The following is a 15,818-nucleotide window of genomic DNA, read 5'->3' as shown; positions in this document are numbered from 1 at the left end:
GAGTGATGGTGTCGTGAGCGGTTTCGTCTCCCTGTTCCGTCGTCTCGAAGGCCCGCAGACGGTCGGCCGCGGCCGGGCCTTCTGGGCTCTGTTTGCCATCGTGCTGTTGCTGGCGCTGGCCTATCCGTTGTTCAGCGACGGTTACACCGTCGGCAACACCGTCTATTTCTTCGTCTGGGTGTTCATCGCGCTCAGCCTGTGCCTGATCTGGGGCTATGGCGGTTCGCTCTCCTTCGGCCAGACGGCGTTTTTCGGGATCGCCGGCTACGGCTACGGCATCCTGACCATCAATTTCGGCTCGGCCTATGGCTTCACACTGATTGCGATGGTCGTCGCCGTCGCAATTGCCGCACTGTTCGCCGTCCTGCTCGGCTATTTCATGTTCTTCGGCCGCATCGCCGGCGTCTTCCTCGGCATCGTCACGCTCGCCGTGACCCTGATGCTGGAACGCTTCATGGCCCAGACCGCGGGACCGGAGTGGCACATCGGCAGTGCGCGGCTGAACGGCTTCAACGGCATGAGCGCGATGCCGCCCTTGACCATCCCGTGGCCGGGCGAGCCGATCGTGCTGTTCGCCGATGTCGGCCTCTACTACCTCGTGCTCGGCCTCCTCGTGTTCGTCTATCTGGCCTTGCGCATCCTGATGAACTCGTCGTTCGGCAACGTCATCGTCGCGATCCGCGAGAATCCGGAGCGGGCGGAGATGCTGGGTTATGACGTGCGCAAGTACCAGCTCATCACCTTCGTGATCGGGGCCGCGCTCGCAGGAATATCCGGCGTGCTCTACACGGTGTGGGGACAGTACATCACGCCCTCGAGCATGGGCATGACGGCGGCGGCGTTGCCCCTGATCTGGGTCGCGGTCGGCGGTCGCAGCGATCTGACATCGACCGTCATCGGCACGCTGGTGGTGCTCGCCGCGTTCCAGGCGCTCACCATCTACGGCAGCCAGTATGCGCTCATCTTCATGGGGGTGCTGCTGGTGCTCACCGTCCTGATCGCCCCGAACGGCCTCGTGCTCGGCCTGATGAACTGGCTCGGCCGCCTCGCCACCCGCTTCACGCAGAGGGCGGGCTGATGTCGCTGCTCGAGCTCCGCAAGCTGAACAAGCATTTTGGCGGCCTGCACGTCACCAACGCCGTGGACCTCATCCTCGAAGCCGGCGAGATCCACTGTCTGATCGGCCCGAACGGCGCCGGCAAGAGCACGCTGTTCCGCCTGATCCTCGGCGAGCATCATCCCGGCAGCGGCGACATCCTCTTTGCAGGCGAGAACATCACGGCGCTGAAATCATTTGCGCGAATTCATCGCGGTCTCTCGGTCAAGTTCCAGGTGCCCGGCGTCTTCAAGGGCCTGTCGGTCCGTCAGAACCTCGAGATCGCCTTGCAGAGCCGGCACCGCGGCGCGGAGCTCGAAGCGGAGATCGGCCGGCTGCTTGCCTTCCTCGGACTGGAGAGCGAGCAGGCCCAGACCGCGGGCAATCTCAGCCACGGCCAGAAGCAATGGCTCGAGATCGGCATGGCGATCAGCCTGAAGCCGCGTCTTCTCCTGCTCGACGAGCCCACCGCCGGCATGTCGCCGGAAGAAACCCGCACGACCGGCGAGATGGTGCAGCGGCTCAATGCCGACGGCATGACGGTGCTGGCGATCGAGCATGACATGGCGTTCGTGCGTCAGGTCGCCCAGCGCGTCACCGTCCTGCATCTCGGTCAGGTCTTTGCGCAAGGCACGATCGACCAGATCGTCGCCGACGAACGCGTGGCGGCGATCTATCTGGGGCAGGCCCATGCTTGATATGCCGCGCAAGGAAGTGATCCTGTCGACGCTGGGCCTGCGCGCCGGGTACGGCGGCAAGCCGGTGCTCCAGGGCCTCGAGATCGAGGTGCGGGAAGGCGAGATCGTCGCCGTGATCGGACGCAACGGCGTCGGCAAGTCGACGCTGATGAAGAGCCTGATCGGGCTCGTGCCGGCGATGAGCGGCTCGATCGTGTATCGCGGCGAGGCGGTGGAATCCCTGCCGGCGCACAAGCGGGCGCGCCTCGGCATGGGCTATGTGCCGCAGGGGCGCGACGTGTTTCCGCGACTGACCGTCGGCGAGAACGTCGCGGTCGGCGCCGCGATCAAGGGCGGCGGCATTCCCGAAGCGGGCCGGCGCAGGATCGTCGAGGCGTTTCCGATCCTCGCCGAGCGCTGGTCCCAGCGCGCCGGCACCATGTCCGGCGGCCAGCAGCAGCAGCTCGCGATCGGGCGGGTGCTGATCGCCGACCCCCATCTCATCCTGCTCGACGAGCCGTCCGAAGGCATCCAGCCCAACATCGTCCAGGACATCGCGCGCAACATGGTCGAGCTCAACCGCAAGACCGGCGTGACCATCATTCTGGTCGAGCAGAATCTCGACATGATCCGCGCCATGGCGCAGCGCTGCTACGTCATGGACAAGGGCCGCATCGTCGCAAGTCTCGACCGCTTGGCGCTCGACGACGAGGCGGAGATGCGCCGGCACCTCGCGGTCTGAAAGCGGCGCCAACAACCAAGGAGAACAGCAATGGCCTGGCAAAACGATTCCATCATGGCACGCAAAGGCGTCGCCAGGGGCGAGCGCGGCACGCAGTACACCATCACCGAGAGCGAGCAGGGCAAGTACCACTATGTCTACGGCCCCTATGTGAGCCCGGTGCTGAGGGTCGATCCCGGCGCCGTCGTCGCCGCCGAGACCCATGACGCCTTCGAGGGCGCGATCAAGCACGAGACCGACAGCCCGTCGAAGATCCTCAACTTTCCGTTCCTTAATCCGCAGAACGGGCCGATCCACGTCAACGGCGCCGAGAAAGGCGACGTGCTCGCCGTCTACATCGAGAGCATCGTGCCGCGCGGGCCGCAGCCGTGCGGCACCACCGTGGTCATGCCGGATTTCGGCGGCCTCGTCAGCACCGGGCAGACCGCGCTGCTCAACCCGGCGCTGCCGGAGCGGGTGAAGAAGCTCGTGATCGACGCGAAGACCGGGACCAAATGGAACGACAAGATCACGCTGCCATATGAGCCGTTCATCGGCACCATCGGCACCTCGCCGGAGATCGAGGCGATCTCCTCGCTGGTCCCGGACTATTACGGCGGCAACATGGATTTGCCCGACATTGGCGTCGGCGCCGTCATCTATCTGCCGGTCAACACCAAGGGCGGGCTGCTCTATCTCGGCGACTGCCACGCCGCGCAGGGCGACGGCGAGCTCTGCGGCGTCGCCATCGAGCATCCGACCGTGACCACGGTGCAGATCGACCTGATCAAGAACTGGACCATCGCCTGGCCGCGGCTCGAGACCAGGGACTTCATCATGACCATCGGTTCCGCCCGGCCGATGGAGGATGCGGCCCGCATCGCCTATCGCGAGCTCTGCCGCTGGATGGCGGCGGATTACGGCTTCGACGAGATCGACGCCTATATGCTCCTGACCCAGGCAGGCCGTGTCCGGCTCGGCAACATGGTCGATCCGAAATATACGCTCGGCGCCTCCATCAAGAAGTCCTTTCTGGTTTGAGGGCCGGTCAGGTCATGTCAGGGATTCACAAGGTTGCCGCCGTCCAGTTCGAGCCGACCATGTTCGAGAAGGAGCGCAACATCGCGCGCCTGCTCGAACTCTGCGAGCAGGCGGCGGCGGCCGGCGCGAAGCTCATCGTCACGCCGGAAATGGGAACCACCGGCTATTGCTGGTTCGACCGCGCCGAGGTTGCGCCCTTTGTCGAGAAGGTGCCGGGACCGACCACCTACCGCTTTGCGGCGCTGGCGCGTCGGCATGATTGCTACATCGTGGTCGGCATGCCCGAGGTCGATGAGGACGGCATCTACTTCAATACGGCCGTGCTGATCGGGCCCGACGGCGTGGTCGGCCGCCACCGCAAGACGCATCCCTATATCTCCGAGCCGAAATGGGCGGCGGCGGGCGACCTGCACAACCAGGTGTTCGAGACGCCGATCGGGCGCATTGCGCTCCTGATCTGCATGGACATCCATTTTGTGGAAACCGCGCGGCTGATGGCGCTCGGCGGCGCCGACGTCATCTGCCACATCTCCAACTGGCTGGCCGAGCGCACGCCGGCGCCCTACTGGATCAGCCGCGCCTTCGAGAACGGCTGCTACGTCATCGAGAGCAATCGATGGGGGCTCGAGCGCACCGTGCAGTTCTCCGGCGGAAGCTGCGTGATCGCGCCGGACGGGCAGGTGACCGCCGTGCTCGACAAGGGTGACGGCGTCCTGTTGTCGGAGATCGATCTCGATGCCGCGCGCGCGCGCCGTGTGCTCGGGGAAGCCGTATTCGCGCAACGTCGGCCGGAACTCTATCCCGAGCTGCTCACCGATACCTTCAGCTGGAATCCACGCGACTTCTTTGGTCTCTATGGCCACGAGTCCTGGCCGACCGGCAAGACGTCGCGGGTCAGCGTCGCGCAATTTGCGCCTGTCGACGACGTCGGCCGGAATCTTGGGGAGATCGAAGCCCTCGCGCGCAAGGCCAGGGCCGAAGGCGCGGAGCTCGTCGTCTTTCCGGAGCTTGCGGTGACGGGGCTCGGCGCCCCCGCGGCATCGGCGCAGCCAATCCCGGGGCCGGCCACCGACAGCCTCAGGAAGCTTGCAAGGGAGCTCGGCCTTTACCTCGTCTGCGGTCTGGCCGAGCGCGCCGACGGTGCGCTCTACAACAGCGCCTGCCTGGTCGCGCCCGACGGAGACATCTCGGTCTATCGCAAGACGCATCTTGCAGCCGACGACAACAGCTGGGCGACGGCCGGGGACGGCTGGACCGTCGTCGACACGCCGATCGGACGTATCGGGATGTTGATCGGCCATGACGCGTCATTTCCCGAAGCGGGCCGGGTGCTGGCTTTGCGTGGCTGCGATCTCATCGCGTGTCCCGCCGCGATCAAGGGACGCTTCAGCTCGTCGCATGCCGGCACCGAGGTGGCGCAGCCAAAGCCGATTCCGACCGGCCCCGATCCGCATCACTGGCATCATTTCCGCGTTCGCGCCGGCGAAAACAATCTGTTCTTCGCCTTCGCCAATGTGGCCGATCGCGAACGCGGCTATCCCGGGCTGAGCGGCGTGTTCGGTCCTGACACGTTCGCGTTTCCACGGCGGGAGGCGATTGCGGCCGACGGCACGGGCCTTGCTGCGGCGCTGGTCGACACCACCAATCTCGACAGCGTCTACCCGACCAATGTGGTGCGGCGAAAGGATCTGGTTTCAATGCGAATGCCGCACAGCTATCGTGGATTGGTCAAGGCCGGGCTGAGCAACACCTGAACCAAGAAAAGGAAACCGACCATGGATCTGGGACTCAAGGGCGCCAAGGTTCTCGTCACGGGAAGCACCAAGGGGATCGGCCGCGCGATCGCCGAGACATTTGCCGCAGAGGGCGCCGACGTTGGCGTGTGCTCGCGCAATCAGGCCGAGGTTGAGAGCACGGTCGCTGCGCTGAAGGCCAAGGGCGTCGCGGCCTATGGTGGTGCGGTCGACGTCTCCAACGGCCCCGCGCTGAAAGCCTGGGTCGGCGACATGGCGGCCAGGCTTGGCGGCATCGACGTCGTCGTCGCCAATGTCAGCGCGCTCGCGATCGGACAGGATGACGAAAGCTGGGAGAAGGAATTTTCGACCGACATGATGGGCACGGTCCGGCTGGTGAACGCCGCCATGCCCTATCTGGAGAAGAGCGCCGCCGGGGCGATCGTCACGATCGCCAGCGTCTCCGGGCGCGAGGTCGATTTCGCGGCCGGTCCCTATGGTACCTTCAAGGCGGCGATCATCCACTACACCCAGGGTCTCGCCAACCAGCTTGCCGGCAAGGGCATCCGCGCCAACACGGTGTCGCCGGGCAATACCTATTTCGAGGGCGGGGTCTGGAACATGATCAAGGACAACAATCCCGAGCTCTACAAGACCGCACTGGCACTCAATCCGACGGGGCGGATGGGCACGCCGCAGGAGATGGCCAACGCCGCCGTGTTTCTCGCCAGCCGCGCGGCCAGCTTCATCACGGGGACGAATCTCGTCGTCGATGGTGCCCTGACGCGCGGCGTGCAGTTCTAGGCGCCGTCCCTCAGAAGCGTCTCAATGTGCCACGCTGCCTTGAGCAGCGTGCGGTCGCGGCCGCGCCCGGCGATCATTTGCAGGCCGAACGGAAGTCCGGCCGCATCGGTGCCGCATGGAATCGAGACCGCCGGCAGCCGGGCGTGGTTGACGAAGGGCGTGAACACCGCATGCGCGCGCGGGCTCGCGGCACGGCCGCCGATGGTGTCGGGTCCAAGCTGGGTCAACGGCCATGCGACGCAGGGGACCGTCGGCGCCAGCAGCAGGTCGATGTCGGTGAAGAGGGCCGCGAAGGCATGGGCGATCGCGGCGCTCGCGACCAGCGCACCGGCAACGTCCGCGCCCGACCAGGACAGCCCCCGCTCGATCTGCCTGGCGATGTCAGGGTCGAAGACAGTCGGATCCTTGCGAAAGGCGTCGCCATGGAGGGCGGCGAGGCCCGCGTGCTGAAGCGGCATGATGGCCTCTTCCGTGGCACCCGCCGGCCAGACCGGATCACGCTGCGCGATGCGTAAGCCGGAGGCGGACAGGCGCGCCACGGCGGAAGCAACTCCGTCGGCGACGACGCCGTCGACCGCGACGTCGAGGCCAAGGCGCGGTGAGAAAGCGATGCGCAGGCCGGCGAAGTCATCTGCCTCTTGTGCGATATCCGCGGAGTCCGGGTCGCGTGGATCGGCGCCGGTCATGGCTTCGAACGCAAGCGTGATGTCGGCGACGGTGGCGGCGATCGGTGCAATGACGGACAGGCCGAAAAACGGCTCGGCGAAACCGGGCCCATAGGGGATCCCGCCATAGGACGGTTTGAAGCCGGCGACGCCGACATGGGCCGGCGGCCTGCGGCTGGAGCCGCCTGCATCGGTGCCTATCGCGAGCGGCACGAGGCCGGCCGCGACAGCCACAGCCGGCCCGCCGGACGAGCCGCCCGGCGTCAGCGCGGGATTGAGGGGATGCCGCGTCGGACCGAACAGCGGCGAGATCGTGACACCCTTGCTGGCGAACTCGGACGTCGCGCCGATGCCGGCGACGACCGCGCCGGCCTCGCGCAGCCGCTCGACCGCAATCGCATCCTGCGGCGCGATGAAATCGGCGAACAAGCGCGAGCCCTGCGTCACGCGCCAGCCACGGGTCCAGATGTTGTCCTTGACGACGATGGGCACGCCGGCAAGCCGCATTGTCTCGCCGGCACGCAGGCGATCATCGACCGCTGCGGCATCGGCAAGCGTGCGCGCGGGGTCGATCGTGACCACTGCGTTCAACGCCTTGGCGGCCTCGATCCGCGCGAGCGCGGCCTTTGCGGTCTCGACGGCGCTCGTCCGTCCGGCCGCGACATCGGCCGTGATCTCGCGGGCGCTATGTGCTGGCTTTGTCATGGCCTCCCCAGATCAGCGCCACTGTGCCGCAGAGAGCGAGGCAGGCCAAGGCGAAGAACGCCGCGCCAAGGCCGGCCACACCGTCCAAGATCGACACCACGGCCGGCGCCGCCAGCAGGCCGGCATAGGACGCGGTCAGCACCGCGCCGGTGGTCTCGCCGATCCGGTCCTGCGGGGCGAGGCGGGCGATCTCGGCGATGAAGACGCCGTTCCAGCCCGATGCCGTCAGGCCGAACAGCGCCGCCACTGCGAACTGCCAGGTGCGGCTGAGCGATCCGCCGTCGAGGCCGAGCAGCGCAGCGCAGAGGGCCATGCCGAGGCCGATGACGATGAGCACGGCGCGGGAGGCGTCGAGGCGCATGGCGACGTAGCCCCAGCCGAGCCGGCCGATCAGACCGCCGGCCTGCGCGCAGGCGAGCGCCATACCGGCCTCGATATGGCTGAGGCCAAGCTCGCGCGTGCCGAGCGTGACGAAGACCGTGTTGAGCGAGACCTGCATGGCGCTGAACGGCATCGAGGCCAGCGCCAGCATTGCGATGCGCCGGTCCGCGGTCACCAGCGCCAGCCGCGCGCGCAGATCGAGTTTTGGCGGCGGGACGACCTTGCCGGCATAGGCCGGCCGCAGCCACTCGAACAGCGCGATCCCGAGAAGGGCGCAGGCCCCGACGACCGCATAGCACCAGGCCGGCCCGAGCGAGATCGCGATCGCGGGCAGGGCCAGCGAGCCGCAGACGGCGCCGATCTGGTTGCCGGTCTGACGCACAGAGAAAACGAAGGCGCGCCGCTCGGCGGTCACGAGTCGCGCCAGCAGCGCCGCGCTCGCGGGCGTCTCGGGCCCCATGGCGAGGCCGAGGCAGAGGCCTGCTGCGAGCAGCGCGGCGGTCGAGCCCAGCGAGGCCAGCGCCATGCCGACGACGATGGCCGCGGCGCACAGGCTTGCGATCCGCAGCGAGCCGAGGCGCGCGATGAAGCCGCCGCCCCAGAACGAGGCGGGGATACCGACGGCGAACACCGCGCATGAGAACATCGAGAGCTGCCAGACCTCGATATGGGCGCGCGGCGCGACCACGCCGGGCGCGAACAAAGCGAGCGCGACGAGGGCCTGAAGCGAGGTCATCGCGCCCAGGGCCGGTAGCAGCGCGGGCGCTGGCCGAGCGGCAGCCTTTCCGTCTATCATGGCGGCGCGCTCACGGGAGGAACATGGTGGCAGGCGGTATTTCCATTCACGCGGTCGATGTGGCGAGCGGACGGCCCGCGCAGGGGCTGCGCGTCGAGATCTGGCGGATCGATCCCGACTCCTCGCGCATTGCCGACGGGCGGCTCGGCGCCAATGGCGTGCTCGATCACCCCATTGCGCAAGGCGCCGGTGTGACGGCCGGCGAGTACGAGGTCCTGTTTCATCTCGGCGAGTTCTTTGCGGACAGCGACGGTTTTCTCACGGTGACGCCGTTCCGCTTCCGCATCAAGAACGTTGACGAGCATTTTCACCTGCCGCTCAAATTTACGCGCTGGGGCTATTCGCTGTTCCGCGGCGCCTGATCAGTTGGTCAGCCGCCGCGACAGTCCCGTGACGCGCTCCATGACCGCGACCAGCGCGACGGTGGCGATGATCAGCACGCCTGATAGCGCCGCGATGGTGACGTCGAGCTTGCCCTCGAGATCCTGCCACATCCGGATCGGCAGCATGTCGGTCGCAGCATCCCGCAGGAACAGCGAGACCGGCACGTTGTCGAACGAGGACATGAAGGCGATGAAGGCCCCCGCAATGATGCCCGGCCGGATCAGCGGCAACACGATCCGGCGGAACGTATAGAGCCGGCTCGCCCCCAGCACCGCCGAGCTCTCCAGCAGGGTCGGCTCGAGCTGGGCCAGCGCTGCGACCGTGTTGCGCACGACATAGGGGACGCAGACCACGGTATGGCCGATCACCAGCGTCAGCGGCGACACAGGCAGGCCGACCAACGAGAACAGCATCAGGGCGGCAAGCCCGAAGGCCAGCGCCGGCAGAACCAGCGGCGACATGAAGAGGGAATCGAGCAGCCGTGCCGACAGCGTCCGCGAGCGCGAGATCGCAAGCGCTGCGGCGACGCCGAGGACGACCGACAGGCCCGTCGCCCACAGCGCGACGATGAGGCTGTTCTTGGCCGCGAAGTGAAGCTGCCAGGCATTCCAGAGTTCGGCGTACCAGCGCAGCGAATAGCCCGGCGGCGGGAAGCGCAGCGAGAAGCCGCTGGTGAAGGAGACGATCAGCACCACCAGCGACGGCGCGATGATGATGATCAGCGCGATCATCGCGATCACGGTCATGACCAGCTCGAAGCTGATCGCCTCCAGGGTGCGCTTGCGACCGCTCATCACGCGCCGCCATAGCCGCGCGACATGCGGCCGAGCGTGGTGAAGACGGACACCACCGCGAGCACGGCGAGCAGGAAGATGATCGAGATCGCCGATGCAAAGGGCCAGTTCTGAAGGGTCGAGGCCTGCTGATAGAGATACATCGGCATGAACAGCATCTGCCCGCCGCCGATCAGCGACTGGGTGATGAAGGCCGTGATCGCGGCGGCATAGGTCAGCGTGCAGCCGGCGATCACGCCCGGCAAGGACAGCGGCAGCACGATCCTGAAGAAGGTGCGCCAGCTTCCGGCGCCGAGCGAGCAGGAGGCATCGTCGAGATTGGGATCGATGCGGCCGAGCGCGGTGATCAGCGGCAGCGTCATCAAGGGCATCTGCACCTGCGCCAGCGCGAGCACCACGCCGAACTGGGTGTAAAGCAGTTTTAGAGGGGTATCGATGATGCCTAGCGATTGCAGCGTCGCGTTGATGATGCCCTGGCGGCCGAGGATGACGATCCAGGCGAACGTGCGGACCACGACGCTGGTCAGGAGCGGCAGCAGCACGATCAGGATGATGATGGTCTGGAGCCGCGGCCCGACCCGCTGATAGAGCCACGCGATGGGAAAGCCGAGCACGAGGCAGACGGCCGTCACCTCGGCACCTAGCAGCAGCGTCGAGCCGAGCACGCCGAGGCTGAAGGGATCGGTGAGGAAGTGCAAGTATTGGCCGAGCCCCCAGTGGAGCGCGGCCGTGTCGTTGTGCAGCGAGAGCCAGAGCAGTTGCAGCAGCGGCGCGACGAAGAAGACCAGGAAGAACAGCGCCAGCGGCACTGCCAATCCCATCCCGTAGGAGGTCACGTCCCGTGATGCCGGTGCTGCACCCATCGTCAGGTCCTCAACGCTCTCAGATCTTGATCTCGCGGTTGAAGCGCTCGATCCAGGCCGAACGCTGCTCGTTGATCTTCTTCCAGTCCTGGAACACGAATTTCTGCTTCAGCTCGGCCGTGTCCTTGGCGAGCACGCGCGCGATCTCGCCGCCCATCGTCACCTTGGAGTTTGTGGGCACGATCAGATAGGGCGGGTTCATCAGCGTGGTCTGCACCTCGGGCGTCAGGGCTGCCTCGATCAGCTTGAAGGCGAGCTCGCGGTTCGGCGAATTCTTGACGATGTGGATCGTGGTCTTGAAGGCGATGGCGCCTTCCTTCGGCGCCACGAACTCGACCGGCACGCCGCGGGCTTTCAGGATCTGGATGGCGTTGAAATTGCCGGGCGAGATGTCGATCTGGCCCTGCTGGAACAGGGTCGCCAGCGCGCCGGGATTGGCGGCGACCGCGGCGAGATTGGGCTTCAGCTCTTCCAGCGCCTTGAAGCCGGGATCGACATTGGCCTCGGAGCCGCCGCGCATCTTGGCGACCTCGACCAGCCAGCCGGTGCCGAGCGTCGAGTTGAGGTTGGTGATGCCGACGCGGCCCTTGAACTCGGCTTTCCAGAGATCCGCCCAGGAGGTCGGCGGCGTCTTGATCGTCTCCGGATTGTAGGTGAGGCCGACGACCTGGAAGAACGGCGCGGGACCCATCGGCTCCTGCGCCTCGGCGATCAGATCCTTGTAATAAGCGCTCTTCTCGACGGGATACGGCTCGACCAGGTCTTGGCCGATCGCGACGAGGGCAGGGCCGGGATCGTGCAGCATGACGTCGATCGGCGGATTGGCTTTTGCGGCATTCACCTTCGCGATCTGGTCGACCGAGAGCATCGGGTCGAGCACCATGGCGGCATCCGCGTTGGCTTTCCGGAACGCCGGCACCAGCACGGCCTTGTGCGCTTCCTCCCAGCTTCCGGTGAAGGTTGCAAACACCAGCGGACGGGCCTGGGCGAAGCTCAGTCCGGGAAACGCCTTCATGGCGCCGAGTGTGAGTGCGGTCGTCATCAGGCTTCGGCGGCTCAGGATCATGTAAAAACTCCCTGTGGACTATGACTGGGTCTAAAGCGTTGCGGGAAAGGCGTTGGCGAGCGATGGCGCGAGCGGCGCAAGGCGCACCGCGGCGCCGCTCTCGAGCGTGCGCGTCTCGCCGATACGCGCCTGTGAGATTTTCACGCCGGAGCCGTCGCCGGTCGTGACCTCGTGGACGACGGTGGCCCCCAACGGCAACGACATGCCGACCACGCCGGCAAAGCCGGTTTCATCGCTGACGAATTGCAGATGCTCGGGGCGGATGCATACGGTGACGCGGCCGCCCTCGGCGAGCGCGCCGCCCGCGGGCCGTGCGATGATCTCCGCGCCGGCATCGAGGCGCACCTTGGCGGCGGTGCGGTCCGCCGACACCACCACGCCGGGCATGCGGTTGCTGGAGCCGACAAAGGTGTTCACGAACAGCGTCTGCGGCCGGTCGTAGACGTCGGACGGCGTTCCGAACTGTTCGAGCTTGCCATGGCTCAGCACCGCGACGCGGTCGGCCATCGACAGCGCCTCTTCCTGGTCGTGGGTCACGATCAGCGTGGTGATGCCCGAGACCCGCTGCAGCCGCTTGACCTCGATCTGCATGTCGAGCCGCAAATTCTTGTCGAGCGCGGCAAACGGCTCGTCGAGCAGCAGGATCGACGGCTTGATCGCGAGCGCGCGGGCGAGCGCGACTCGTTGCTGCTGGCCGCCGGAGAGCTGCCGCGGCAGGCGTTCCGCCATTGATGGCAGTTGGACCAGCTCGAGCAAGCGCTGCGCCTCGCGCTGACGCGCGGCCTTGTCGATGCCGCGCGCGGCGAGCCCGTAGGCAACATTCTCGCTGATCGACAGGTGCGGAAACAGCGCGTAGTTCTGGAACACGATGCCGACGGCGCGGCGGTTCGGCGGCAGTGCGTCGACGATGTCGTCGCCGATGATGATCCGCCCTTGCGTCTGCGCGATGAAGCCGGCGATGATCCGCAGCAGGGTGGTCTTGCCGCAGCCGGAGGGGCCGAGCAGGGCGATGATCTCGCCACCCCTGATGTCGAGATTGATGTTCTCGACCGCGAGCGCACCACTCGGATAGCGGTGGGTGACGGCGTCGACGACGAGCGAACGGCCGCTTTGCGCATCAGCCATGGTGTTGCCTCCCGTTGCCCCAAGGGAGAAAGCAAGTCTCGTGCCCGCGCCGGTCGCTTTTCGAAGCGAGTTTTGGCATTGTGGCCCGATGACATCGGATCCATCGGTTTGCAACCTCACGGCCACAACTCTTGCGCGCGCCATTGCCGGCGGCAAGCTGTCCTCGCGTGACGTCGTCGAGGCGCATCTCGAACGGATCGCGGATTTGAACGAGCAATTGGCGGCGTTCGTCACGGTCGACGCGGAGGGCGCCCGCCGCGCCGCGCAGATCTGCGATGCCGCGCCTGCGCCGATCGGCCCGCTGCACGGCGTGCCCGTCGCGATCAAGGACCTCACCGACACCGCGGGACTTGCGACCACCTACGGATCGGTGCTGTTTCGCGATCACGTGCCGGCCGAGGACGATCTCGTGGTCGCGCGGCTGCGGCGCGCCGGCGCGATCATTCTGGGAAAGACCAACACGCCGGAGTTCGGCTTCGGTGCGGTCTGCACCAACAGATTGTGCGGGCCGACGCGCAATCCCTTCGCTCCCGCGCTGACCTCCGGCGGCTCGTCCGGCGGCTCCGCCGTTGCGGTCGCGGCCGGCATGGTGCCGCTGGCGCATGGCACCGATTTCGGCGGCTCCGTGCGGACGCCCGCCAGCTTCTGCGATGTCGCCTCGATCCGGCCGACGCCCGGCCGCATTCCGTCGCCGCGCCGCCCGCTCGGCTGGGACATGCTGGCCACCCACGGTTTTCTTGCCCGCGGTGTCGATGATCTCGAGCTCGCGCTGTCGGTCTGTGGGGGAGGCGATCCGAACGATCCGCTCTCGATCGGCGTCGTCAATGATGATCGGCCGGTCGCGGGACGGCTCCGGATCGCCGTCACGCCCGATTTCGGCGTTGCACCGGTTGCGCGCGAGGTTCGTGGGCGCTTTGCTTCCGCCTGCGAGGCGCTTGCGCGCATTGCCGATCTTGTGCCGTCGTCGCCCGATTGTAGCGGCGCAATCGAGACCTTCCGTACGCTGCGCGCCGCGCACATCGCCAACGGCTATGGCGAGTTGCTGCGGACGCGTCGCGACGAGCTCACGCCCACCGTGATCTGGAATATCGAGGCCGGTGCAAAACTCTCCGCGGAGGATTATCTGAACGCAGAGCGCCGGCGCACCGCGATCTACCGCAGCTTTCGTCAGCTGTTCACCCGCGCCGACTTCCTGGTTGCACCGGCGGCGTCCGTCTTTCCGTGGCCGACCGCCGTCAGCGATGTCACCGCCATCGATGGCGTGACGTTGGAGACGCCGATCGATTATCTCGCCGTCACCTTCATCGTGTCGCTGGTCGGTTGTCCGGTCCTGACCTTGCCGGCGCGCCGGGGAGTGAATGAGCTGCCCTTCGGCATCCAGATCATCGCGCCGCCGGGATGCGAATCCCGCTTGTTTGCCTTTGGCCGCACCATCGAAAACGAATTGGGTTTTTCGCATCGCCGGCCGCCTGCCTGATCAACTGTCGCGATGCTCGAGCCGGGCGGCGAGCGCCTCGGCGAGACCTGTGGTGGGCTTGGCGGCGGGCCGGCGGAACGTGCCCGCCGTCGCCTTGCGCAGCCGCAGCGCCAGCAGCGCTTCGGCCTGCTTCACGGCGGCGACGACCTGGTCGATGACGGGGACGGGGATCCGGTCGGCCACGCGTTCTGCGAGGCCCGAGAGCGGCGCGCCGGCGAAGATCAGGACGTCGGCCTCGTTCTCGACGATCGCGCGCTGCGCAAGCGCGACGAGCACGTCCTCCTTCTCGGTGCCGACTTCGGAGATCGCCTGGAACGGCGTATCGAGCATGCGGATGCCGGCGCAGCGCTCCCACAGCCCGTGCGCACGTACGCATTCCTCGTACCAGGGCCCCAAGGCTTGCGCGAACGTGACGATGGCGAAGCGGCGCCCGGCCATGCAGGCCGTCAGCATCGCGGCCTCCGCCATGCCGACCACGGGAATGTCGAAGGTTTCCCGCGCGGCGAACAGGCCGGGATCGCCGAAGGCCGCGATGATCGCGGCGTCGACCTCGTGATGCCGCTCGGCCAGCATTTCGAGCGCGATCGCCCCGCCGATCTGCGCCTCGGTCCGCGTCGCGATGTAGGGCACGCCGCGGGACGCGGTGCAGGGGAGCAGCACGGTGCCGGGCGAGGCCGCGCGCTGCCCGACATCCATCATCAGCCGGGTGACCTCGGCGCTGGTATTGGGGTTGAGCAGCAGCAGCTTCATGGTCACGCCGCCGTCCGGTTGGGCTTGGAGGTGGCGAGAACTTCGAGCAGGGCGGTGCCGGTGCGCCGAACATGGGCGCCGAGCAGGCGTCCGGCCGTTTCGCTGTCGCGTGCTTCGAGCGCCGCCAGAATATCGGCATGCTCGTCGACCGAATTGCTCCAGCGCCGGTCGGCGCCGAGCGCGAGGTAGCGCGCACGTTCGGCGCGCGAGATCAGCGTCTCGTGCGCCTCCCGCAGCGGCGTGTTGCGGGCCATGCGGACGATCATGCTGTGGATCTCGCCGTTGATGGCGAAATAGTCGTCGAGCTTGCCGTTGCGGTGGTGACCCTCCATGCGGGTCTGAAGTGTGCGCAGGCGGGCGAGATCGCGTTCGGTCGCACGCTCCGCGGCGAGTTCGGCGGCAAGCCGCTCGATGCCGGCCAGCGCCTCGAACAATTCCGAGATGCTGTCGACCGCGATATCGGCGATGCGCGGGCTGCGGTTGGGGCGCAGCTCGATCAGTCCTTCGGCCGCGAGCACCTTCATCGCCTCACGCAGCGGGGTGCGCGACACGCCGAGCGACTTCGACAGCCTGGTCTCCTGGGTCTGGGATCCCGGCGGCAGCTCGCCGCGAATGATCATCGTCCGCATCCGCGCGGCGGCGCGCTCATGCAGGCCCATCCGCTTGAGTTTGGGCGACTTTCGTCCCTTCGGGGCTTCCGACTTCTGCTGCACGCGCGCCTCACTGCTCACGTTTATCTT

The 15,818-nt window shown here is 67.0% G+C and carries 16 protein-coding genes; 8 read left to right on the top strand and 8 right to left on the bottom strand.

The annotated features are described in order from the left end of the window. The first annotated feature begins 13 nt into the window (after positions 1-13). From ACXJMY_RS02605 to ACXJMY_RS02580, 6 genes are read left to right on the top strand one after another with little or no spacing between them, the layout of a single operon-like run. Entirely contained in the window at positions 14-1,078 is a 1,065-nt protein-coding gene (locus tag ACXJMY_RS02605) for a branched-chain amino acid ABC transporter permease (protein ID WP_456617749.1), read from the top strand. Then, positions 1,078-1,794, top strand: coding sequence for an ABC transporter ATP-binding protein (locus ACXJMY_RS02600; protein WP_456617748.1), 717 nt, complete (start codon positions 1,078-1,080; stop codon positions 1,792-1,794). Before ACXJMY_RS02605 ends, ACXJMY_RS02600 begins: the two co-directional genes overlap by 1 nt. A gap of 1 nt (position 1,795) precedes the next feature. Beyond that, entirely contained in the window at positions 1,796-2,515 is a 720-nt protein-coding gene (locus ACXJMY_RS02595; protein ID WP_456617831.1) for an ABC transporter ATP-binding protein, read from the top strand. Positions 2,516-2,545: 30 nt separating this feature from the next. Beyond that, positions 2,546-3,535: an acetamidase/formamidase family protein gene (locus ACXJMY_RS02590; protein WP_456617747.1), complete on the top strand. Its 990-nt coding sequence runs from the start codon at positions 2,546-2,548 to the stop codon at positions 3,533-3,535. Between the two features lie 14 nt (positions 3,536-3,549). Beyond that, the gene (locus ACXJMY_RS02585) at positions 3,550-5,289 is read left to right on the top strand and encodes a nitrilase-related carbon-nitrogen hydrolase (protein ID WP_456617746.1); all 1,740 of its coding nucleotides are present in this window, start codon (positions 3,550-3,552) and stop codon (positions 5,287-5,289) included. Between the two features lie 21 nt (positions 5,290-5,310). After that, on the top strand, positions 5,311-6,072 hold the full coding sequence (locus ACXJMY_RS02580; protein ID WP_456617745.1) for an SDR family NAD(P)-dependent oxidoreductase: 762 nt from the start codon (positions 5,311-5,313) through the stop codon (positions 6,070-6,072). Here the strand turns inward: ACXJMY_RS02580 and ACXJMY_RS02575 are convergent. Together ACXJMY_RS02575 and ACXJMY_RS02570 are read right to left on the bottom strand one after the other, a co-directional pair. Beyond that, positions 6,069-7,442: an amidase gene (locus ACXJMY_RS02575; RefSeq protein WP_456617744.1), complete on the bottom strand. Its 1,374-nt coding sequence runs from the start codon at positions 7,440-7,442 to the stop codon at positions 6,069-6,071. The genes ACXJMY_RS02580 and ACXJMY_RS02575 overlap by 4 nt on opposite strands. Further along, entirely contained in the window at positions 7,423-8,619 is a 1,197-nt protein-coding gene (locus ACXJMY_RS02570) for an MFS transporter (protein ID WP_456617743.1), read from the bottom strand. Before ACXJMY_RS02570 ends, ACXJMY_RS02575 begins: the two co-directional genes overlap by 20 nt. A gap of 26 nt (positions 8,620-8,645) precedes the next feature. On the opposite strand from ACXJMY_RS02570, the gene ACXJMY_RS02565 reads away from it, so the two are divergent. Next, positions 8,646-8,981 carry a hydroxyisourate hydrolase gene (locus ACXJMY_RS02565; protein ID WP_060911301.1) on the top strand — a complete coding sequence of 112 codons (336 nt, stop codon included), beginning with the start codon at positions 8,646-8,648 and terminating at the stop codon, positions 8,979-8,981. Here ACXJMY_RS02565 and ACXJMY_RS02560 read toward each other — a convergent pair whose 3' ends face one another. From ACXJMY_RS02560 to ACXJMY_RS02545, 4 genes are read right to left on the bottom strand one after another with little or no spacing between them, the layout of a single operon-like run. Further along, on the bottom strand, positions 8,982-9,797 hold the full coding sequence (locus ACXJMY_RS02560; RefSeq protein WP_456617742.1) for an ABC transporter permease: 816 nt from the start codon (positions 9,795-9,797) through the stop codon (positions 8,982-8,984). Further along, positions 9,797-10,660 (bottom strand): ABC transporter permease, encoded by an 864-nt coding sequence (locus ACXJMY_RS02555; protein WP_456617741.1) that lies wholly within the window; start codon positions 10,658-10,660, stop codon positions 9,797-9,799. Before ACXJMY_RS02555 ends, ACXJMY_RS02560 begins: the two co-directional genes overlap by 1 nt. Before the next feature lie 19 nt (positions 10,661-10,679). Then, complete coding sequence (locus ACXJMY_RS02550) at positions 10,680-11,726, bottom strand: ABC transporter substrate-binding protein (RefSeq protein WP_456617740.1); 1,047 nt, start codon at positions 11,724-11,726, stop codon at positions 10,680-10,682. Between the two features lie 30 nt (positions 11,727-11,756). Beyond that, positions 11,757-12,851 carry an ABC transporter ATP-binding protein gene (locus ACXJMY_RS02545; protein ID WP_456617739.1) on the bottom strand — a complete coding sequence of 365 codons (1,095 nt, stop codon included), beginning with the start codon at positions 12,849-12,851 and terminating at the stop codon, positions 11,757-11,759. Between the two features lie 88 nt (positions 12,852-12,939). Between ACXJMY_RS02545 and ACXJMY_RS02540 the strand changes: the two genes are divergently transcribed. Then, a complete protein-coding gene (locus ACXJMY_RS02540) occupies positions 12,940-14,328 on the top strand; it encodes an amidase (protein WP_456617738.1) in 1,389 nt (462 codons plus the stop codon). Here the strand turns inward: ACXJMY_RS02540 and ACXJMY_RS02535 are convergent, their stop codons facing one another. Both ACXJMY_RS02535 and ACXJMY_RS02530 read right to left on the bottom strand, forming a co-directional pair. After that, complete coding sequence (locus tag ACXJMY_RS02535; RefSeq protein WP_456617830.1) at positions 14,329-15,078, bottom strand: aspartate/glutamate racemase family protein; 750 nt, start codon at positions 15,076-15,078, stop codon at positions 14,329-14,331. A 2-nt stretch (positions 15,079-15,080) separates the two neighbouring features. After that, on the bottom strand, positions 15,081-15,791 hold the full coding sequence (locus ACXJMY_RS02530; protein ID WP_456617829.1) for a GntR family transcriptional regulator: 711 nt from the start codon (positions 15,789-15,791) through the stop codon (positions 15,081-15,083). Between the last annotated feature and the right edge of the window lie 27 nt (positions 15,792-15,818).

It is taken from the genome of Bradyrhizobium sp. P5_C12 (assembly GCF_054049735.1).
Note: the sequence above shows the minus strand (reverse complement) of the source record. Positions and strands in the feature narration are given on the sequence as shown.